Annotated in this window: 23 protein-coding genes and 1 pseudogene; 10 read left to right on the top strand and 14 right to left on the bottom strand. The window is 47.2% G+C overall.

Annotated elements, in window-relative coordinates:
• The first annotated feature begins 2 nt into the window (after window positions 1–2).
• Both DW819_RS09120 and DW819_RS09115 read left to right on the top strand, forming a co-directional pair.
• The gene (locus tag DW819_RS09120) at window positions 3–1,172 is read left to right on the top strand and encodes a TolC family protein (RefSeq protein WP_118733012.1); all 1,170 of its coding nucleotides are present in this window, start codon (window positions 3–5) and stop codon (window positions 1,170–1,172) included.
• A gap of 18 nt (window positions 1,173–1,190) precedes the next feature.
• Entirely contained in the window at window positions 1,191–2,066 is an 876-nt protein-coding gene (locus DW819_RS09115; RefSeq protein ID WP_118733011.1) for a hypothetical protein, read from the top strand.
• Window positions 2,067–2,089: 23 nt separating this feature from the next.
• Here the strand turns inward: DW819_RS09115 and DW819_RS09110 are convergent, their stop codons facing one another.
• The gene (locus DW819_RS09110) at window positions 2,090–3,760 is read right to left on the bottom strand and encodes a recombinase family protein (protein ID WP_118733010.1); all 1,671 of its coding nucleotides are present in this window, start codon (window positions 3,758–3,760) and stop codon (window positions 2,090–2,092) included.
• A complete protein-coding gene (locus tag DW819_RS09105; RefSeq protein ID WP_109258351.1) occupies window positions 3,761–3,958 on the bottom strand; it encodes a hypothetical protein in 198 nt (65 codons plus the stop codon).
• Here DW819_RS09105 and DW819_RS16135 point away from each other — a divergent pair.
• Window positions 3,932–4,171, top strand: a complete 240-nt coding sequence (locus DW819_RS16135) for a tweety protein (protein WP_117524374.1) — start codon at window positions 3,932–3,934, stop codon at window positions 4,169–4,171. The genes DW819_RS09105 and DW819_RS16135 overlap by 27 nt on opposite strands.
• Before the next feature lie 28 nt (window positions 4,172–4,199).
• Here the strand turns inward: DW819_RS16135 and DW819_RS09095 are convergent, their stop codons facing one another.
• The 8 genes from DW819_RS09095 to DW819_RS09060 form a co-directional block, all read right to left on the bottom strand.
• A complete protein-coding gene (locus DW819_RS09095) occupies window positions 4,200–5,537 on the bottom strand; it encodes a virulence-associated E family protein (RefSeq protein ID WP_003500111.1) in 1,338 nt (445 codons plus the stop codon).
• Window positions 5,506–6,144, bottom strand: a complete 639-nt coding sequence (locus DW819_RS09090) for a CHC2 zinc finger domain-containing protein (RefSeq protein ID WP_039865075.1) — start codon at window positions 6,142–6,144, stop codon at window positions 5,506–5,508. The genes DW819_RS09095 and DW819_RS09090 overlap by 32 nt, the downstream gene beginning before the upstream one ends.
• 65 nt (window positions 6,145–6,209) lie before the next feature.
• Window positions 6,210–7,790 carry a MobQ family relaxase gene (gene mobQ, locus DW819_RS09085; RefSeq protein ID WP_118733009.1) on the bottom strand — a complete coding sequence of 527 codons (1,581 nt, stop codon included), beginning with the start codon at window positions 7,788–7,790 and terminating at the stop codon, window positions 6,210–6,212.
• Window positions 7,791–7,971: 181 nt separating this feature from the next.
• A complete protein-coding gene (locus DW819_RS15685; protein WP_005927665.1) occupies window positions 7,972–8,127 on the bottom strand; it encodes a hypothetical protein in 156 nt (51 codons plus the stop codon).
• Between the two features lie 513 nt (window positions 8,128–8,640).
• On the bottom strand, window positions 8,641–9,249 hold the full coding sequence (locus tag DW819_RS09075) for a DUF1963 domain-containing protein (protein WP_007885004.1): 609 nt from the start codon (window positions 9,247–9,249) through the stop codon (window positions 8,641–8,643).
• A gap of 421 nt (window positions 9,250–9,670) precedes the next feature.
• On the bottom strand, window positions 9,671–9,967 hold the full coding sequence (locus DW819_RS09070) for a DUF3847 domain-containing protein (protein WP_099357249.1): 297 nt from the start codon (window positions 9,965–9,967) through the stop codon (window positions 9,671–9,673).
• Window positions 9,960–10,301: a DeoR family transcriptional regulator gene (locus tag DW819_RS09065; protein WP_003020305.1), complete on the bottom strand. Its 342-nt coding sequence runs from the start codon at window positions 10,299–10,301 to the stop codon at window positions 9,960–9,962. Before DW819_RS09065 ends, DW819_RS09070 begins: the two co-directional genes overlap by 8 nt.
• Entirely contained in the window at window positions 10,298–10,486 is a 189-nt protein-coding gene (locus DW819_RS09060) for a hypothetical protein (protein ID WP_074925909.1), read from the bottom strand. Before DW819_RS09060 ends, DW819_RS09065 begins: the two co-directional genes overlap by 4 nt.
• 484 nt (window positions 10,487–10,970) lie before the next feature.
• Here DW819_RS09060 and DW819_RS09055 point away from each other — a divergent pair, with 484 nt between their 5' ends.
• The gene (locus DW819_RS09055) at window positions 10,971–11,777 is read left to right on the top strand and encodes a helix-turn-helix domain-containing protein (protein ID WP_118300503.1); all 807 of its coding nucleotides are present in this window, start codon (window positions 10,971–10,973) and stop codon (window positions 11,775–11,777) included.
• Between the two features lie 88 nt (window positions 11,778–11,865).
• On the opposite strand, the gene DW819_RS09050 is transcribed toward DW819_RS09055, so the two are convergent.
• From DW819_RS09050 to DW819_RS09035, 4 genes are read right to left on the bottom strand one after another with little or no spacing between them, the layout of a single operon-like run.
• Window positions 11,866–12,327 (bottom strand): hypothetical protein, encoded by a 462-nt coding sequence (locus DW819_RS09050; protein WP_006859677.1) that lies wholly within the window; start codon window positions 12,325–12,327, stop codon window positions 11,866–11,868.
• A gap of 57 nt (window positions 12,328–12,384) precedes the next feature.
• On the bottom strand, window positions 12,385–12,717 hold the full coding sequence (locus DW819_RS09045; protein ID WP_015552618.1) for a hypothetical protein: 333 nt from the start codon (window positions 12,715–12,717) through the stop codon (window positions 12,385–12,387).
• 48 nt (window positions 12,718–12,765) lie between these two features.
• Entirely contained in the window at window positions 12,766–13,143 is a 378-nt protein-coding gene (locus DW819_RS09040) for a TnpV protein (protein WP_118413594.1), read from the bottom strand.
• Window positions 13,103–13,375: a helix-turn-helix domain-containing protein gene (locus DW819_RS09035; RefSeq protein WP_023348783.1), complete on the bottom strand. Its 273-nt coding sequence runs from the start codon at window positions 13,373–13,375 to the stop codon at window positions 13,103–13,105. Before DW819_RS09035 ends, DW819_RS09040 begins: the two co-directional genes overlap by 41 nt.
• A 146-nt stretch (window positions 13,376–13,521) precedes the next feature.
• Between DW819_RS09035 and DW819_RS09030 the strand changes: the two genes are divergently transcribed.
• From DW819_RS09030 to tnpB, 6 genes and pseudogenes are all read left to right on the top strand, one after another.
• Entirely contained in the window at window positions 13,522–14,022 is a 501-nt protein-coding gene (locus tag DW819_RS09030; protein WP_147353169.1) for a TolC family protein, read from the top strand.
• Window positions 14,023–14,860: 838 nt separating this feature from the next.
• A complete protein-coding gene (mgtE, locus tag DW819_RS09025) occupies window positions 14,861–16,282 on the top strand; it encodes a magnesium transporter (protein ID WP_347560192.1) in 1,422 nt (473 codons plus the stop codon).
• 306 nt (window positions 16,283–16,588) lie between these two features.
• Window positions 16,589–17,110 carry a hypothetical protein gene (locus DW819_RS09020; RefSeq protein WP_118540226.1) on the top strand — a complete coding sequence of 174 codons (522 nt, stop codon included), beginning with the start codon at window positions 16,589–16,591 and terminating at the stop codon, window positions 17,108–17,110.
• Window positions 17,111–17,221: 111 nt separating this feature from the next.
• The gene (locus tag DW819_RS09015; RefSeq protein ID WP_118531345.1) at window positions 17,222–17,419 is read left to right on the top strand and encodes a helix-turn-helix transcriptional regulator; all 198 of its coding nucleotides are present in this window, start codon (window positions 17,222–17,224) and stop codon (window positions 17,417–17,419) included.
• Window positions 17,420–17,521: 102 nt separating this feature from the next.
• Window positions 17,522–17,926: pseudogene (tnpA, locus tag DW819_RS09010) on the top strand (IS200/IS605 family transposase).
• 18 nt (window positions 17,927–17,944) lie between these two features.
• The gene (gene tnpB, locus DW819_RS09005) at window positions 17,945–19,048 is read left to right on the top strand and encodes an IS200/IS605 family element RNA-guided endonuclease TnpB (RefSeq protein ID WP_118706580.1); all 1,104 of its coding nucleotides are present in this window, start codon (window positions 17,945–17,947) and stop codon (window positions 19,046–19,048) included.
• The last annotated feature ends 158 nt before the right edge of the window (window positions 19,049–19,206 follow it).

The following is a 19,206-nucleotide window of genomic DNA, read 5'->3' as shown; positions in this document are numbered from 1 at the left end:
AAATGGTCCGGAAACGTGCAAAACGGTTGGCAGGCGCAGTGCTTGCCGCCGGCGTCATTACGGCAATGCCATTTCAGGCATTTGCCCAGAGAAGCCCGGAATTTGCTTATTCAGCAGAAAAATGGGCGACACTCCGCGATAATAAGCTGGAGTTTGATGAGATTTCAGATCTGGTTCATGAGTACAATCCGACTGTGGTCCAGAACGAGATCAGCTACAAGGATTATCTGACCAAGAACCGGGATGATGTGGCCCAGGATTATTACGATAAGGCCAATGAAATCTATTCGAACATCAATTACCCGGATTCCGATGACGCGAACTACGGAAGTGGTGTGGCAGCGGCATTGCGCAATGAGCAGCAGGCAAAGAGCTTAATGGAACAGGGCGATGAAAATACCGATGACCAGGCAACCATGCGGCTCCAGTACGATCAGTCCGAGGCGAAGCTGGCCAAGCAGGCACAGGGGCTTATGCTCACCTACTGGACCCAGTACTATAACCTGGATGGCCAGAAGGTCCGCATTGAGCAGGCGAAGCTTTCGTACCAGTCTGAGCAGAACCGCCTGGCAGCGGGTATGTCTACCCAGTCCAAGGTTTTAAGTGCAAAGGAGTCCGTCTCCAATGCGGAGGCAGCGCTGGTGACTGCCGAGAGCAATCTGGCCTCCACAAAGGAGAGCCTGTGTCTGATGTTAGGCTGGGGCTACGGCGCGGATGTGGAGATCGCGGAGCTTGCAGAGCCGGACCAGAGTAAGATCGCGGCCATTGATGTGAACGCAGATATCCAGACAGCTCTGGAGAACAGCTACGCCTACCGCCTGACGAAAAAGCAACTCACCAACGCCAGAACAGACAGCGTAAAGGAGAAGCTGAGCGAGACGGAAAAGAATCAGAGGGAGACCATCTCCAACAGTGTGAAATCTGCCTATGATTCCCTGCTTCTGGCCCAGTCAAGCTATGAGCAGGCCCAGTCGGCTCTGGCGCTGCAGGAGGTTTCCATGAAGTCTGCCGACGCGAAGCTGGCAGCGGGAACCATTACAAAAAATACCTATGAGAGCCAGAAGGCTTCTTATACCACCGCCCAGGTGACAGCCCAGACCCAGAAGCTGTCCCTGTTACAGGCCATGAATGATTATGACTGGGCCGTGAACGGACTGGCATCTGCAGAGTAAGGAAAGGAGCGCAGTGTGATGAGAAAACAGGCAGACAGGAAGGTGCCGCAGAAGCGTATGTGCCTGCGGAGTTTGCGAAAAAAGACAGAACACGGCATGGGTGCATTTGGTTCAGCCTGTGTCAGGACCGCACTGGTGTTTTCTCTTGCGGCAGGCGGTCTGGCGCTGCCGTCCGCTGCGTTTCCGGTGATGGCGGAAACTGCTGCGGATGTTTCTGAAAGCGCTTCTGGCAATGTGACAGATCAGTCTGATTCATTGGATACCGCAGTTCAGACTGATACATCTGTGACGTGCGTGGATTACAATAATCTGGAACAGCTGGTGCAGAATAACCGGAACCTAAAAAATGCCCTGGACAATTACACCAGCAATAAGGAAACCTATGAGAACATGCTGAAGACTCTGGAAGACGAGCGGGATTACATGAAGTTTATGCAGGAAAAGTATGAGGATGATGCGGAGGCAAAGGCGACCTACAAAATGAATGCTTCCATGCTAAACATGTCTATTTCCCAGATCACCAAACAGCTGGAATCCCAGGAATCCAAAACCCAGACCACCAGCCGCCAGAAAACGATCGACAGCTATGTGCTGACGGCCCAGAGCCTGATGCGTACCTATAATCAGATGAATACCAAGGCTCAGGCCGAGGAGAAAAACTATCAGGCGGCCCAGAGCAGTTATCAGGCAGCTATGAAAAAGCAGAGCGCGGGCATGGCCACGGCAGCTGATGTGATGGCGGCTTCCGACACCATGCAGAGCGCAAAAAACCGTTATGAATCCTACCGGCAGCAGGCATCCAACGCCCGCTTTAACCTGTTTTATCCCCAATTAGGTGTAAAACTCTGCTCGATGGCGGGCGGCGGCGTACAAAAATCTATATGGTGTTTTTAAGAGAACCGTCCCGGCGGGACAGGTCAGGCAGTGACCTGTTCCACCTCTGGGATAGGTTTGAGATTAAAATGAATTTCGATAGAAATGTGTCTTGTTTTATCTTCGTCAATGCGCTCATGCACGACGATTTCTTTGATTAAGCGGTTGAGGGTGGCTGCGTCCAGCTCTGTGATATTGGCGTATTCCTGAATGGCTTCCACCCATTGTTTTGCGTCATTGGCAAGCTGGACTTCATCGGACAGCCGCTTTCTGCCCTCGGACACTTTTGTTTTAAGCTCCGTCTGCTCGGTCTGTGTCTTTTCCAGCATGGTGTTGAAATTCTGTTCACTGATACGCCCTGCAATCATATCCTCATAAAGCCGCATTACCATTTTGTCCAGAACCTCAATCCGTTCCTCGTCCCTTGTGAGGGAGCGTTCCATTGCTTCCCGCTGTTCCCGCTGCTCGGCTTCACAGGTATTGGTCAAGCGGTCGGCAACCGCTTCCCCGTCCATCAGGGCGGCTCTGGCACATTCCCGGATTTTCCGCAGCACATGGCTGTAAAGGGTGTCATAATCAATCCGGTGCTGGGTGCAGTGGTTCTTTCCAAAGGCATTGTAGGTTTTGCAGGAGTAAATCTGCTGGGGATGTTTTGCGTTTGTGTAGCGTATCGTCAGTGACTTCCCACACTCACCGCATTTTATCAGTCCGGCAAACAGGCTGATTTCATTGGTCTGTCCCGGACGCTGGCGGGATTTCAGCTTGTTCTGCACAATGTCAAAGCTCATGCGGTCAATCAGCGGTTCATGCTGTCCCTCCACCACAATCCAGTCCTCCGGCTTCTTTTCCCCAATCGTGCCGATTTTGAAACGGTAGTCCTTTTTCTGGGAAGCAATCGCCCCGGTGTAGACGGGATTCATCAAAAGGTCTTTGATAACGGAGAAGTCCCACATATACCGCCCGTTTTCCGGGTCTTTCTTTTCCCATTTGGTGCGGGTATTGCGAAGCCCCCGTTCCCGGTTCCACCATGTGGGGCAGGGGATTTTTTCTTCCTCCAGCCGTCTGCGGATATAGTTCGGACCATGACCGTTTAGGGCATATCCGAAAATCAGCCGCACAATCGGGGCGGTTTCCTCGTCAATGAGCAGATGGTTTTTGTCCTCCGGGTCTTTCCGATACCCAAACGGGGCAAGACACCCGGTAAACTGTCCTTTCTGCGCTTTCAGAAGATAAGAGGAATGGACTTTCTTGGAAATATCCTTGCTGTACATCTCGTTCAGGATATTCTTGAACGGGGCAATATCGTTGTTATCCCGCAGGGTGTCGATACCGTCATTCATGGCGATATAGCGGACACCGTTTCTTGGGAAAAAGTCCTCAATCAAATGCCCGGTTTGCAGATAGTTACGCCCCAGACGGCTGAGGTCTTTCGTGATGACAAGGTTGATCTGCCTGCGCTCAATGGCTCTCAACATTCTCTGTAAATCAGGACGCTCCATATTAAGACCTGTGAAGCCATCGTCCTGATAGACCGCCACAACCTCCCATCCCTGCTTTTCGCAGTATTTTTCCAGCATATCACGCTGGTTTGCGATACTGGCACTTTCGCCTTGCAGGTCATCGTCCTTTGACAGCCTGCAATAGACCGCTGCACGATAGCTCCCGGCAAGTGCCTTTCCGATTGTTCTGTATTCCATTTCGTTCATCATAGCCATTTACCCACACAATCCAGACGGTATCTGGCTCTTTTGAACCTCATCTTCATTATAACCCATATCTTTCTTTTTAGCAAGATATTCTTTCGTGTTTGTCTTACCGTATTTCTGGGAAATCAGGCTGACGAACACATCGGTTGCGTCCAGTTCCCCGTCAAATACAGTGGTCACATGAATCTCTGTTTTGTTTTTTGCCATAGGCAGTTATCCTCCATACATGAAAATAGCCAGACAGAGGGTGTCGGCAACGAAGTCCGGCAACGGGCTTCAAAAGACCTTGCAAACAATCTCAATCTGGCGGTGGTTACTATTTATACTTTTCTTTTATTTTTCTGTTGTTTTGGTTGTTATAAGGGAGAAAAGCCCGGAAATAAGGGGTTTTCCCCGGCAACCGGCTCGGCAACGGGATAGCAACAGGGGGTGCAACGGGCGGTCATTTTCAGAATGGAAGCTCCATCTGTTCTGTGACCTCCACAAAACCATCCATCGTTTTTTCAGACGGGTTGCCGGAGTCCGTTGCCGGGTTTTCACGCTCCCAGCCCTTTTGTCTGCCATATTCGGAAAACATTCTTGGGTTCGGGAAGTACCGCCAGCCAGAAATGCACTGGTTCATAATCTCGTTGATTTCCCGGATTTCCCATTGCTTCGGCTCGTCAAAGGCATGGTTTAAGGCTTCCTTGTAGAGCTGCTTGGAACAGACCATGCTCCCGGTGTACTTATCAAGATACGCCTGTATCATCCCGGCTTTGGTGTCCTCCGGCATAAAATCCCGCTGGTGTTCTTTGAGATACCGCTGCATGGCGGGGCTGAAAGCCAGCTTGAACCTGCCGCTTCGGTAAATCTCCATCGCTTCCGCCCACATCTGCTCGATATAGGCTCTGGAAGCAGCTTCGTCCTCCAAAATGTGAACCTCGGCTTGCTCCGGGTACACCATGACGGGGATAAAGCGGCGGTTGCCGGAACGGTCAAGGGGCAGGAAGTCAAGGGCATTGGAAGTGCCGCCAAACACGCACTGACGGGGGCGGTCTGCCGGGTGGGTTTCATAGGGTATCTTGTAAACCTCTTTCTGCCGGCTTAAAAATGACTTGATTTCCTCAATGCTCTTGGCGTTGGCGGTTGCCATCATTTCCGACATTTCGATAATCCAGTGACCTTGCAGCTTGCGGTACACATTGTCATCGTCCAACTTCCGCAAATCATCGGAGAACCACTCGTCCCGGACTGCCAGCAGACGGAAGAATGTGGACTTTCCAGCCCCCTGACCGCCTACCAGACAAAGCATGATTTCAAACTTGCACCCCGGCTGAAAGGCTCGTGAGATTGCACCCAGCAGGAACAGCTTCAACGCTTCATAGGTGTAATCGTCTGCGTCAGCCCCCAGAAAGTGCCGCAGGCAGAAACGGATTCGTTCTGTACCGTCCCACACAAGGGCGCTTAAATAGTCCCGGATGGGATGGTACTTGTTTTCATTCGCCACAATCCCGATGGCATTATCAATCTTTTTCTCATTGGTAAGCCCGTAGGTTTCTTCCAGATAAAGAAGCAGATACTTCATGTCCGTATCGTTCAGGGCGGTGCTTTCCCTGTGAAAACCGATGGGCTTTATGATGTCCTTGCGGTCAGTCAGGATGTTGTATGCGATAGCCCCGGAAAGCAGCGGGTCACGCTGGAATACGGTCAGGCAGTTCCGTATGCTCTGACGGACACCGCCTTTCTCGGTGGTTTCCAGCCCCGCCTTGATTTCCTCAATGCTCTGGGGCGGTTGCATGGCGTTCATGGTGTTTTTTAGTTCTTGCTGCGGCTGCAAGTTCTGCCATTCGCTGTTCAAGCTGTATCACATCCTTTCCGTAGTCCGTAATCAAAGCCGCTTTTTCCTCCGTTTCCCCAAAGAGCAGCACATCCAGCAGATATTCCACTTGGTCTTGCTTCTGTAAGGCTTCCACAAACCGGGGATGAAAGGCTTCCTCCGGGGAGTGCGGGGCATATTCCTTTCTCCATGCCCGGAGCAGGTGGAGATAATCGGCAAGGATACGGAAGCAACGGTTTTTTGCTTCCTGAAACTGTTCCTCCGGGGATTTCTGCCGGGGCTTGGGCTTTTTTGCCTTTCCCGGCGGTTTCCAGTCCTCATAGGAAAGCCCGAAGTCCTGTGCCAGTTGTACGGCGGCTTCTTTCTTTCCCAGCCCATACAGGGCGGCGGTAAAATCAATCACATCCCCATCAGCACCGCAGCCGAAGCAGTGGTAACGCCGATCCAGCTTCATGCTTGGGGTTTTATCGTTATGGAACGGGCAGCAAGCCATCCCGTTCCGACCTACATGGATTCCATAATGCTCCGCAGCCTGTCTTGTTGTGACGGACTGCTTCACAGCTTCAAATACATTCAAATCTATCCCTCCTTGAAAAAAAGAAAAGCACCTGACATTCTCAATCTGAAAATGGCAAGTGCCTGTTAAAGTTCCATATCCTGTTGTTTGTGTTTTGTCTGCACCGGGGCAGTTCTTTGTGCTTTTTTCTCGTCCGCCTTATCCTGCAAGACTTCTTTGAGGGGCTGCTTCTTGGGCGGCTCTTTGCTTTCTTCTGTGCCGGGGGTGGCTTTCCGTACCCAGTAGCGGATGTCCCGCAGCTTCTTCAAATCCTCCTGTACCTCGGTCAACGGTATTTTCAGGGCTGCAATTTCTTCCAGAAGCGTTTCCTGCTCCTCTTGCAGTTCCTTTTGGGTGCTGTCCTTATCGTCCGGGTGCTTGGCAAGGTAGGCGGTGGCTTTCGCATACCGGGCAACCTCCGGGTGTTCCTGTTTGAATTTTTCCTTTGTTTTCTTAAAAAATATCTTCTGGTACTTCTCATAGACAGCCTTACATTCTTTGCAGTCTGTCCGGCTGGCAAGAATCCCGTCAATCACTTTGCTTCGGGCTTCCTTTGGCTTCATCTGATTGCGGTAATCTGCGGCTGATTTCCCGGAGGATTCCAGAAATGCTTCTAAGTCCTCCACAGTGGAAAGCCCCTTTTGCCGGAGATAGGACAGGGCTTCGCTGACTGCCTTTAAGTCCTGTGAAGTCCCCCGGTTCTGTCCAGCCCTTGTCCAGTCCTTCCGTTCTTCCTTTCGTATCGCCATATACTTCATCAGCAGATTGGGAAGAAGTGTCGCTTCCTCCGCCGCCTTTTGTGCAAGCAGCTCTTTCCGTTTTTCGCCCAGCTCGGTAATCCAGCCTTTGAGGTTTTGGATAAGCTGCCGGATGGACTTCATCAGATTGTTGGCAGCTCTGATTTCCCGGTTCAGGTTTCCGATATTCGTCTGGATACCACGCTTTTCCATCTGCCGGACAGCAGCCCCCTCATGGACAGTGGGGACAATATCAAGCCCCTGTCTGGCATAGGAACGCAAGTCCACACGCTCCGGACGGTCATTGGCTTCCAGATAGCAGCTCTGGATGACCTCCCATTCATGCCGCCAGATTTCGCAATACTTCTGGTCGTTCCAATCCACCGTATCCTCCTTGTGGCTTTTCCATCTGCCGGACGGAAGTTTTATCCGTTCCCCGTTTTCGTCAAGGTCATAAACCTTGCGGCTCTTGGGAAGCCATTTTCCATGTTCGTCCATTGCCCTCATAGTGAGCAGGACATGGGCGTGGGGATTGTGTCCCGGCGGATGGGGGTCATGGATTGCAAAATCAGCAATCATGCCTTTGGAAACAAACTGCTGCTCACAAAACTCCCGTACAAGGACAGCGTACTGGTCAGGCGGTATCTCTCTGGGGATGGTAAGCACCCACCGCCTTGCAAGCTGGGAGTTCCATTGTTTCTCCACCGCTTCGGCGGCGTTCCATAGGGTATTGCGGTCTGCATATTTCTGTGGGGCATTTGCCGGGAGCAGGATTTCATTGTGGACGATACCACGCTTTTCCGGGTAGTGCTTCACTTGCTGGTCGTATTCACAGAACAGCTTTTCGCCGCTCTGGTAAGCAGCGGCGGCAATCGCAGACTGCTGTTGGCTGCGCTGCACAATAGAAATTTCGTTGTGCGGACAGGGCATTTCGTGTCACTCCTTTCTGTGATTGGCGGATGGGGTGGCGTTTTACCACCTCATTTTGGGCAGAAAAAAGCAGGAGACCTTTTTCAGATTTCCTGCTCGGTGTGCCGCTGTGTGGGCGGCGGGTATTTAGTTATAAAAGTTCGGGGCAAGTTGACCCGATGTGAAGCTGACAAACTGAAAGTTAGTCTGCAAGTTGCTCTTTCACAAGTTGAAGAATAAACTCGCCAAAATCTTCGGCAATCGTTTCTTCTATCTGATACCCCACATCATTAAATCTGGCAACAATAACACAAGGCTCTCCAACATCATTTAACGATGAATAATCCAAGTATGCCATAATTCCATTTTTTCACTTTCCGGCAATCCAAGGTAAAAGCGGGGATAATAATAGCTGGTATCCGGCACTAATGGAAGCCCAAGCTGGAACGCCATTCTTTTCAGAAATCTCCAGTCCGTTTCCTGATACTGTATCAGTATTCCCAGCTACTGTAAACACTGCCGGAAACTAGGCGGCTCGTCTCCTGCCCCAGCGCATTGTACTCCATCGCAGCTTCCCACGGTCGTTCCTTATCCATGTACGCTATAACTTGTGCTGCCTGTCCCATTTCATTTCGGCGGGTAAGAATGCTCGCACCAAAACTGCTCGTTGTCTCAATTCTTTCTCCCATTTCGTCATACCGGCTGGAAATCCAATGCGCATCCTGCCACTCTTTTACCACTCTGCCCAAAGAATCCCGTTCCAGCTTTATCCTTGTATCAGAATTTTCCGCCCCGATATTTGATAAATTCCACAAACCCTTGATTATATGAAGAGATTCCATTTCTTTATAAATCGCACCCCACTACCATTTCAGGTGCATTGTACAAAAAATACTCCAACATCATTTGCTTTTTCCTCTTTACTCAAAAATAGATACCCTATTGCATCATCTAAATAGAAGATATCTTGAAATTCTTCTGGAAAATCTCCTCCATATATCTGCATGCAAAATTGATAGGAGGCAAGTTCTAACTTTTCTTCTTGTAAAAATACAGGATTTGCACCAAAAAGAGAGCCATTATAATCATCAAATTCATTCATTTCTTTATCAATTACTATTTCTCTTGCTGAAATCAAAAAATCCGCATCATTTCTTGGAGAAGCAACAGAATGTAAAATTACTTTTGTATATCCGTTTTTTATATTCTGAAGTTCTTCTATATCACCGTTATAAACGATCGAGTCCAAAAAATAATCTTCTCTATTATAAGTAGTAAATACAGAAATAACCTGATCCTTCGGATAATTAAATTGAAGAGTTGAATTTAAAAAATTTGTAGGTATATTAAAAATAAAAACCATTTTTTCTCCATTAGGATTAGTAGGCCACTCTACATCAGGAGGTAAAAAACTTTTTCCTCCAATACGCAAAATATTCAATTCATTATCTACCTTTTCAAATCTTACTAAGTTTGACATTGCATTTATTCTCCTTTCATTATCCTAGACACTTTAATTTACCATTACTGACAGTCACCCAAGACTCGCTACTGGCGGTTGGTTAGACCTTACCAGACAGGCATTCCACCTGCTAGACTACTCGCCCTTATCTGGGCACACAGTCCCGATTTGTTGTCATCTTCATTATACTTCATCGCCTATCGAAAAGATAGCGTATTTTATGAAACTTGTCGGCTGGGAACAGCTTGCAGCGCAAGGTGTCCCCAGATGGCAAGTTCACAAAAGGGTAGCTGGCGCAGCCAGCGCAGGGGAAGCGTAGCGTCCCCTGTATGATTTGGAGCAGATCATGACTGCGGAAAATCACAGCCCTCCGACGAGGAGCCTTCGGAGAACGCAATGCACCAACTTCTGGGTGGTGTATAATTGCGCCCTTAGTAAACTAAGGGGTTTCCGCCTTCTCCCGTTCCAGCAGTTTTTTCAATAGTTCCTGCGTGTCCTGCCTGTGAAAAATGAGTTTCAACAACAGCATGACATCATCATCTGTCAGGCGTTCCGGCTCTTGCAGAAAACTTTCCAGCATACCGCCACGGGTACAGAGCCGGTGTGTCCGTTCTTTTCGGGTAAGCTGCTTTAACTGGTGTTGCAATGCCTTTTCATCATTGATAGCTTTCCGCAGTTTCTTTTCGCTTTTCTCCAGCTCCCGGTTGAGTTTTTCCAGCTTTGAGGTATCAGGCAAGGGCAGCGTCCTCCTTTCCCGGTATCAGCACATAAATCCGGTTTGGCTCCCCCACGCCCTGACGCACCCGCATGATAAGTCCGGCGGTTTCCAGTTCATTCAGAGAACGCTTGACCGTCATGGGGCTGCGGGACAAGACTGCCGCAATGGCTGTAACAGGGAAGCAGACAAACAGGATTCCATTCTCGTCCTCCTGTCCTTTGGATAGCATAGCGTCTAACATCCGGCAGTACATGACCTTTGCAGTGCTGCTGACTGGAAAACCTGTCAACGCTCTGGGAAAGGGCATACAGGGCGGCAAGGGTGTGTCTATCGTCATAAATTCAAAATTCATTCGGTGTGTTCCTCCTTTTTCTTTGCTCGTTTGGATAAATAACGGGGGCAGTCAACCACAACCGCTCGGAAGCTCTGCGTGCACCCATGCTGGCATTTCCGGCATAATTCGTTGTAAGTGACACGCCCCTGGTCATTGAGGTAAAAGGAAAGCTCCTGCTTCCGCTTTTTGCTCATTCTCGGCATATTGCGCTTCCTCCCGTTTTCGTGTATGGTTTCGGGGCGATTTTCGGCAAAATTACGGTCATAGAGCCGCTTAAAATCTCCCGAAGTATCAGCGATAGGGTAGACTATCCCCCTGTCAGATTGTCGTGTTTCGGTATCATTTCGGTGTCAGTTCGCCAGTTCTCCCCGGTGTCGTTCCTCCCCTGAATCTCACAGCGGCGTATCGCTCCCGTTGGTACGCTCGTTTCGGTCAGGGTTCCTCCACATCCCTGCCAAAAGTCATGGCGCTACATCGCCGGGGAAGCATATCCCACACAGGCTGGTCATTCGATTGGAATAATCCATCGATGAACTACCTGTATCATAGAACATTTTTGTGCCCTGTGCCGTATGTCCACAAAGTAGGAATTAGGGGTAAAAATCAGAAATTTCCACGATTGCGGAATTGATATGGTATAATCAATTCAACGGTTATAAATGTCGTTAGAAAGGGGGAGCTGCTTCAATGAACGGAGCTACTACAATACAGGAACGGCTAAAAGATTTACGATTAAACAAAGGATTAAAACTGGAAGAACTGGCAGAGCAAACAGGTATTTCAAAATCAGCTCTTGGAAATTATGAAAAAGATGATTTTAAAGAAATCAACCATGGTAATCTTATCCTGCTGGCAGATTTTTATGGGGTGTCCCTCGATTATCTCTTTTGCCGGACAGAGAACATGGTGGAGATCAACACGCCATTAAGGGAGCTGCATTTGAGTGATGAAATGGTGGCACTTCTGAAAAGCGGTCGGATTAACAACCGTCTGCTCTGCGAACTTGCCACCCATAAGGACTTTATCAAGTTTCTTGCGGATATTGAGATTTATGTGGATGGGATTGCCACCATGCAGATTCAGAACCTCAACGCCCTTGTCGATACCGTCCGGCATGAAATCATTGAACGGTATCGCCCCGGCGAAGATGACCCCCATTTGAAAGTGCTGCAAGCCGCACATATCAGCGATGATGAATATTTCAGTCACATGGTACGGGATGATCTCAACCTTATTATCCGGGATATTCGGGAAAACCACAAAAAGGACAGTGAGAGTGCGCCCCAGACCACCGTTGCCGATGAACTGAAAGAAAATCTGGAAGCGGTCGAAAATTTCAAGGGCAGCCGGGATGAAAAGCTGGTTGTTCTTTACTGCAAGCAGCTCGGCATCAACTATAAAAATCTGTCAGACGAAGAATTTCGCTGGCTGATTCGGATTCTCAAAAAATCAAAGAAAATGGGAACGCCTATCAGCCAGAGGAAAAAACGGTAAAGAAAAACCGCTGTTGCATGGTTTGTTGGCTTCCATGTAGCAGCGGTTCGTGCTGTGGTTATTCAGTTAAAATTTCAAAGCGACAAGTTCATTTCCTATCTGCAATTATTTTATCAGCAATTTGTTCCAAAGTAGCGTCGAAGTCCAAACCAATTAAGTCAGGATAAAAAATATAGTCGGTAAGATTGTCTAAGCCGGTGTTAATCTCCAGATATTCCAACCACCAATCTCTTTCCCCTTCCCCAAACTTCAGAATGTGTAAAACGATTTCCTTGAGTTGCTCATTTGATAAATTAGATTTCATTGGCGGAGGCATTAAGGCTCTGCGTGCTGTTGTTTCTAAATCGGTGTAACTCCAATAAGCTTGAAAGATATTAATTTTTATCTTCTTATTTCCAGTAATTTCTCTCAAGTTCTTTTGTAGCTCCCCTAACTCTTTTTTTGCTTCTTTATCACTATCACAATCTTTTTCGTCCATGAGTAGTGCCGCCTTTTCAATAATTTCCATTACGGCTGGAAGCTTCGTTTCGTCGATACTGATTTTTTTCATATTCTACCTCCAATTCCGATTTTTTACTCTGTTCAACTCCCCTATAAACTGGAATTGTTATTCAGGAAAAACAAGCACACAGTTTTCTAAATCGTCAGTATCTTTTTCGGAAATATATATCTGAGCCGACAAAGATAAATCATTTCCTATAAATTTTTCCCTTTGAAACAAATCCCTCACTATATGCCAGTTTCTATGTGCATTTTCAGTTTCCAACCAAATACCCATCAATGGTCCAGGGTCTCCGTCCTCTGTGTCTATATAATCATATCCATTGCTTTGTATCAAAGAATTTGATACCTCTTCGATACGGTCTGGTATGCGATATCTCAAATCCAAATCAGCATTTTCAAGCATTCCTGGATTTAACAACACAATAATCGTCTGCATATTTCTTCCCTCCAAATTCTTATTTGTCATAATCATTCTACCATACCGTTATGAATAAATCATCTCATGCAAAACAATTTCTTCTGCCCGATTGTGAATGTTATTGCAACGCTGCACCCATTCCATTTGATGGGTACGCTTTAATTCTTCGGTCACGCCCTCGGCAGTTTTCATTTGCTCCATGATGGTGTCTAACCGTTCCTGTGCCTGTTCGTTCAGGTCTGCAAGATATGTCCATAGCTCTCCGGTCAATATCAATGTGTTCAATCTGGCTGGGTGGACTTCTCTTAAATATTCCCGGTGCAACCGTCCATACTTTCCGATGGGGCGGTGTTCCTCCGGCAGTTTCAAATCCGGGATGTAATAATCCCCAACCAGGATATAATCAATTCCGTTTTCTGTTATTCTTGGTTTCAATTCGCTCATGTTCCTTACCTCCTGTGGAAGCAGGCTCGTCTGGTACTAACTCAATCACATCGGTAATCTTACAATTCAGCGTTTCGCAGATACGGGCTAATGTGTCCATGCTGATGTGCTTTCCCTCTTTGCTCATGTTGGCAATCATATTCGTTGTCATACCGGCGGCAAGCCTTAAATCTTCTTTTCTCATATCACGCTCTAACAGTGTATGCCAGAGTGGTTTATAGCTGATGTGCATATTGCTTTCCTGCCTTCCTATCCATACCACCGGGGCGGCTGCCCCGGCAGGAACTTTTCTCTTATTATAGCACCAATCTTGTGAAATCACAATTTATTCTTGTAGCCTGCCGCTGATACCGTCTGGATTGTGCTTTTCCTTTCTTTTTGTTCCCTTTAATTAGCCATGAACTGCTCTCAGCCCTGGGGCTGGACACCGGTGCGGATATCGCCATCGGAAGTGTGCCGCTCCCGGATCTTGCCGCCATTGAGGCTGTAGATTTTAATAGCGATATGGAGCAGGCCATCGGCAACAGCTCCAGCGTACAGAATGCCCGGCATCAGAGCGCGGGAACCGCAACGGAGATTTCGGTGAAATCCGATCAGGAAAGTCAGGCCGAGGGAACGGTGCGTTCCCGGATGCAGAGCCTGTATGATCAGTTAAAGGCTGCAAAGCTTCAGTATGATGGTGCTGAGGATGCTTACCAGAGTGCATCCATTACCTATGCTTCCCTGCAGAAAAAGCAGCAGGCCGGTATGCTGAGCCAGAATGATTACCAGCAGGGCGTGGCGGATTACTATAGTGCGCTGGATGCGAAAGAAACCGCAGTGGTCAATCTGAATCAGGCGTGGGAAACATATAACTGGACCGTAAAAGGCGTGTCCTAGGATGCGATAGCAAGAAATCGAAGGAAAAATTGGATATTGTTTTTCAAAAAGACATATGATATAATGCCGTTAGGCAAAAGGATAAGATGTTCCATTGCGAACAGCAAAACGGAAACCCCAGAAGTCTCGCACACTTCTGGGGTTTTCTATTCCTATTTTGGGAGTGGGAAGGCTTAACACCTCCTTCCCGTACCAGTCTGGGAGGCGGTAACAGATTTAGTATAGCATATCAAATAGCATATGACCAGTGAATGGTTTTGTGTTAAATTACGTGAATTACGCTCAAAAATGGTAAATCATACAGGTGAAAAATTTATCAAAACGAAAATTCTGTGGTTGACGCAAAAAAAATGCTGTAGTATAGTTTAGAAGGAATTTATTGATCGTGCACTTATAAGGAGGTGAGAACATGGACGTCGCGGACAGTTATAAGCGAATGAGCGGCAATGGAAGAGAAAAGAAAACCGGCAGCCTGTCTGAATCCGCTGTCCGTTTTCTCACACGAATTGGTTTTATATTTTAGTCGGAAAGCTGTCTGATCTGGTATGTCTTAAAGGAAGACGCACAGATCAGGCTGTTTCTGCGTGTGTCTGCCATTGCCCGTTTTCAGATGAAACCGGTGATGGCATTTTTTATTTGCGGAAACACGCTGCTGTTTTTTCTTTCTTGTTTTTTGAATCTATTGTTAAGAAAACGTGAAGAATACAGGAGATTTTTCTGGAAAAATACAGCAGGTTTGCGCAGATCAAAAATGCTCCGGTTCCACGGATGACAGCCGTGAGAACAAAACGCTGTGAGAAAGAGAAAGACTTTTTCGCAGACGGAGAAAGGAGCAGGCATGGAAAAGATGAACGAGAACGAGACCAAAGACATGGCAGTTCAGGTTCGTGACTATCAGACTGAGCTGGAGCAGATCATGCGGAGCAATGTATCCCCGCGTGTCTTAAAGGATCGCATTTCCGATTACCATGAGAATGATATCGCATCCTCCTTTGAGGTGCTGACAAGAGATGAAAGGGAGCGGCTGTACCGTATTCTGGATGCGGAGCAGCTTTCCGATATTTTCGAATACCTGGATAACGCAGAGATTTATTTTGAGGAACTGAATGCAAGAAAAAAGGTTGAGGTCCTTTCCTGTATGGAGGTTGACCAGGCAGCAGCGCTGTTGAAGCGCCTTGCAAAGCCGGAGCGCAACATGCTCATCGACCTCATTGATAATGAATCCAAACGCGATATTGCCATGCTGGAGTCCTTTGATGAAGACGAGATCGGAAGCCGCATGAGCATGAACTTTATTGAGATCAAGGCCGGCATCAGCATCCGCGAAGCCATGCGGGAGCTGATCAATCAGGCAGCGGAGAATGACAACATCTCTACGCTGTATGTGACCGATGACGATCATACCTTCTGCGGTGCCATTGACTTAAAAGACCTGATCATTGCCCGGGAGGGCAGCAAGCTGGACGACATCATCATGGAATCTTATCCATATGTGTATGCCCGTGAGATGATCGAAGACTGTATTGAGCGCATGAAGGATTACTCCGAGGATTCTATCCCGGTACTGGATGAGAACAACAAGATTATCGGTGTTATCACTGCCCAGGATATTGTTCAGGTTGTAGATGATGAGATGGGCGATGACTACGCAAAGTTGGCAGGTCTTGCTTCTGAGGAGGAATTAAACGAGCCGATTCGCCAGAGTGTGCATAAGCGTCTTCCGTGGCTGATCATCCTGTTGGGCCTTGGCCTGGTGGTTTCCAGTGTCGTAGGACTCTTCGAGGGTGTAGTAGCCCAGCTGACCATCGTGATCTGCTTCCAGTCCCTGATCCTGGACATGGCCGGAAACGTTGGTACCCAGTCCCTGGCAGTTACCATCCGTGTGCTGATGGATGAAAACCTGGACGGCAAGCAGAAACTTGGCCTGGTATTCAAAGAGGCCAGAGTCGGAATGTGCAACGGTCTGATCCTTGGTGTTCTTTCCTTTGTATTTATCGGACTTTATGTAGTTTTCGCAAAGGGCATGACACCGGGCTTTGGATTTGCGGTCTCTGCCTGCATCGGCGTGGCCCTGCTTCTGGCCATGATGATCTCCAGTGTTTCCGGTACCGTGATCCCGATCCTGTTTAAGAAATTCGGCGTAGACCCGGCGGTAGCGTCCGGTCCGCTTATCACCACCGTGAACGATCTGGTAGCGGTTATTTCCTATTATGGTCTTACCTGGATCTTTTTGATCGAGATGCTGCATTTAGCGGATTAATAGAATAAGACTTGAAGAGCTGTTTCTGGCCTGTGCATCTGCACGTGCCGGGGCAGCTTTTTTGTATGATAGGAAATTGCGCCCTATCATACAAAAACACTCCGCGAGGAAGCGCACTCGGCGCAAAGGTAGATGGTTGCTGAAGCAACCGCGCCTCGGCGCGAGAATGTGCCAAGGCACATTCTTTTTCATGGCTTGTATTGAGGTGCTTCGAAAATGTAAAGTATTCTTGACATAATGACGCCTCTGATATATACTGTAGATGTAAGATATAGTTTACATATTGCTGGAAGGAGGTCGGCGTATATGTCAGATATTTTCGCATTTACGGCTGCATTTATTGCGGTTCAGGTATTTAAGATCATTATGTTTAAGAAGGATAAGGACTACAGTGGCTATGATGAGCGGCAGGAGCTGATCCGCGGGAGGGCATTTCGCTACGGCTTTTTGACATTGGCCGCACTGCTTGCGGCAGCGGTGCTGTGGGAGGAGTGCGTGGGTGCACTGCCGATCGAGTTTTCACTCCTCATGATGGCCTGCCTCATGGTGGGATGTCTGGTGGTCATCCTCTATGATATCTGGCAGGATGCGTACTGGGGTATCCGGCAGACGTCGGGCTCGAACGCCGCGATCGTGCTCATGGTGGCGGTGATGGTGATGCAGTACCTGGGTTTCCGGGGACATGCCAATGCTGGCGACGTGATCGTCGATGGCGTCCTCACCTGGGATGGCGGCATCTATCTGCTGATCTTCGCGTTCTTCGCGCTGATCATCGTGAACCTGCTGCTGAAAGCGTGGGTGGATAAACGGGGAGGTTCGGCGGAATGAAAAACCGGATGATGAAATTCTATATCGATATGCGAGAGAGACCCGGTGGGATGGAAAACGGGAAGATGAAATTCGCGAAAAACGGTGTCGATCGGTGGGAGGTCTGCTGAAATGAAGAACCTGAAGATGAAATCGGCACGGGCGGCGCTGGACCTGTCACAGCAGCAGCTGGCAGATCTCGTCGGCGTGTCGCGGCAGACCATCAACGCCATCGAAAAGGGCGATTATAACCCGACGATCCGACTCTGCATCGCAATCTGCAGGGCACTGAACCGAACACTGGATGACCTGTTCTGGGAGGAGTCGTGAAGGTGGCTTCAAAAGTGTTTGAAATAGGGCTACCGCAATCCCACTGGCTTTAGACGGTGGGTTAAGGTAGCCAAAAATCAGAAATTATTGTATGCTCATGGCATGGGAACATGGAAATCTAAAAACAGACACAAATACCTATTACAATATCAAATTATTTTTGTCTGCAAATATAGAAAGAAATTACTGGTTTCGAGGCAAATATCAGATGATATAAAACAGTTTTCGGATGAGATATGTCAGAGACACAGTGTGATAATAAGACATATGGAAACAGACAAAGATCACATTCACTACATGATAGAGACAGAACCAACAATGTCTATTAGTAAGATTGTAAACCTGATGAAGAGCTATACAACATACCATATATGAAAAAGATATCCTCAATATTTACGAAAACAATTCTGGAAAGAACATACCTTTTGGACAGATGGATATTTTGCCTGTAGTGTAGGAAATGTATCGGAAGAAATGCTGAAAAGATATATAGAAAATCAAGGTTGAGAAAGCGGGTGACAGTGGATGTTAAAGGCATATAAATACAGAATATACCCTAATAATGAGCAGAAAATACAGATTGCAAAAACATTTGGCTGTTGCCGTTTTGTGTATAATCAGACCCTGGCATACCGGAAAGAAGTATATGAGAAAGAGAAAAAATCAGTTAGTAAAACCGACTGTAACAATTACTGCAACAGACAATTAAAGAAAGAATATGAATGGCTGAAAGAAGTGGATAAATTTGCTCTGACAAATGCGATTTACAACATGGATGCGGCATACCAGAAATTTTTTAAGGAACACGCAGGTTATCCGAAGTTTAAGAGTAAACACGATAATCATAAGTCATATACAACAAATTTTACGAATGGCAATATAACAGTAGATTTCGGGTGCAATAGAGTAAAACTGCCTAAATTAAAAGGTATAAAAGCAAAACTGCATAGAAATTTTAGTGGACAGATAAAATCGGTAACGATATCACAAGTTCCGAGTGGAAAATATTATGTATCAATTTTAGTGGAAACAGAACACACGGAACTGCCACAAACAAATCAAAATACCGGAATAGATTTAGGTATTAAGGAGTTATGTATTACTTCTGATGGAAAAAAATACGAAAATCCCAAAATCATCAGAAAATACGAAAAGAAACTGGTGAAACTGCAAAGGCAGTTAGCCCATAAAGAGAAAAGAAGTCAAAATTACTACAAAACAAAGAAAAAGATAGCATTGTGCCATGAGAAAATAACAAATACCAGAAAAGATTATCTGCACAAGATGTCACATGAGATTATCAGCGAAAACCAAGTGATAGTTTCGGAAGATTTGCAGATAAAAAACATGGTAAAAAATCATCATTTGGCAAAGTCCATAAGTGATGTATCATGGCATGAGCTGACAAGACAGTTAGAATATAAGGCCAAGTGGAATGGCAGAAAATATGTCAAAATAGATACATTCTATGCCAGTAGTCAATTGTGTTCAGTTTGTGGATACCAAAATACAGAGACGAAAAATCTATCAGTAAGGGAATGGATATGTCCTGTCTGTGGAACAAATCATGACAGGGATATCAATGCAGCAAAGAATATACTGGAAGAAGGATTAAGACAAATAGCATAAAAATAACAATATAGGGCAGGGACTGCCCGAATTAACGCCTGTGGAGATAGTAGGTTACGAGGTCTGTGAAGCAGGAAGCCCATTGGCTTTAGACAATGGGTAGTTCAGTTCGCCCGGCGCGAACGTTATTCTTAAAGGTGAAAGTCCTAAGTGCACCT

The sequence above is a fragment of the Clostridium sp. AM33-3 genome (assembly GCF_003480315.1).
In the GTDB taxonomy this organism is placed as follows: Bacteria; Bacillota; Clostridia; order Lachnospirales; family Lachnospiraceae; genus Brotaphodocola.
The sequence above is the reverse complement of the archived record's forward strand: the minus strand, read 5'-3'. Positions and strand labels throughout refer to the sequence as shown.

Bases quoted from the DNA above. Each gene is read 5' to 3' on its own strand.
- DW819_RS15685 (WP_005927665.1), bottom strand. From the start codon at position 8,127: ATGGCATACTTGGATTATTCATCGTTAAATGATGTTGGAGAGCCTTGT.
- DW819_RS16135 (WP_117524374.1), top strand. From the start codon at position 3,932: ATGAATCTCTGTTTTGTTTTTTGCCATAGGCAGTTATCCTCCATACAT.
- DW819_RS09075 (WP_007885004.1), bottom strand. From the start codon at position 9,249: ATGTCAAACTTAGTAAGATTTGAAAAGGTAGATAATGAATTGAATATT.
- tnpB (WP_118706580.1), top strand. From the start codon at position 17,945: ATGTTAAAGGCATATAAATACAGAATATACCCTAATAATGAGCAGAAA.
- DW819_RS09115 (WP_118733011.1), top strand. From the start codon at position 1,191: ATGAGAAAACAGGCAGACAGGAAGGTGCCGCAGAAGCGTATGTGCCTG.
- mgtE (WP_347560192.1), top strand. From the start codon at position 14,861: ATGGAAAAGATGAACGAGAACGAGACCAAAGACATGGCAGTTCAGGTT.
- DW819_RS09015 (WP_118531345.1), top strand. From the start codon at position 17,222: ATGAAGAACCTGAAGATGAAATCGGCACGGGCGGCGCTGGACCTGTCA.
- DW819_RS09020 (WP_118540226.1), top strand. From the start codon at position 16,589: ATGTCAGATATTTTCGCATTTACGGCTGCATTTATTGCGGTTCAGGTA.
- DW819_RS09105 (WP_109258351.1), bottom strand. From the start codon at position 3,958: ATGGCAAAAAACAAAACAGAGATTCATGTGACCACTGTATTTGACGGG.
- DW819_RS09055 (WP_118300503.1), top strand. From the start codon at position 10,971: ATGAACGGAGCTACTACAATACAGGAACGGCTAAAAGATTTACGATTA.
- DW819_RS09120 (WP_118733012.1), top strand. From the start codon at position 3: ATGGTCCGGAAACGTGCAAAACGGTTGGCAGGCGCAGTGCTTGCCGCC.
- DW819_RS09110 (WP_118733010.1), bottom strand. From the start codon at position 3,760: ATGGCTATGATGAACGAAATGGAATACAGAACAATCGGAAAGGCACTT.
- DW819_RS09095 (WP_003500111.1), bottom strand. From the start codon at position 5,537: ATGAACGCCATGCAACCGCCCCAGAGCATTGAGGAAATCAAGGCGGGG.
- DW819_RS09040 (WP_118413594.1), bottom strand. From the start codon at position 13,143: ATGAGCGAATTGAAACCAAGAATAACAGAAAACGGAATTGATTATATC.
- DW819_RS09035 (WP_023348783.1), bottom strand. From the start codon at position 13,375: ATGCACATCAGCTATAAACCACTCTGGCATACACTGTTAGAGCGTGAT.
- DW819_RS09045 (WP_015552618.1), bottom strand. From the start codon at position 12,717: ATGCAGACGATTATTGTGTTGTTAAATCCAGGAATGCTTGAAAATGCT.
- DW819_RS09065 (WP_003020305.1), bottom strand. From the start codon at position 10,301: ATGAATTTTGAATTTATGACGATAGACACACCCTTGCCGCCCTGTATG.
- mobQ (WP_118733009.1), bottom strand. From the start codon at position 7,790: ATGCCCTGTCCGCACAACGAAATTTCTATTGTGCAGCGCAGCCAACAG.
- DW819_RS09050 (WP_006859677.1), bottom strand. From the start codon at position 12,327: ATGAAAAAAATCAGTATCGACGAAACGAAGCTTCCAGCCGTAATGGAA.
- DW819_RS09060 (WP_074925909.1), bottom strand. From the start codon at position 10,486: ATGCCGAGAATGAGCAAAAAGCGGAAGCAGGAGCTTTCCTTTTACCTC.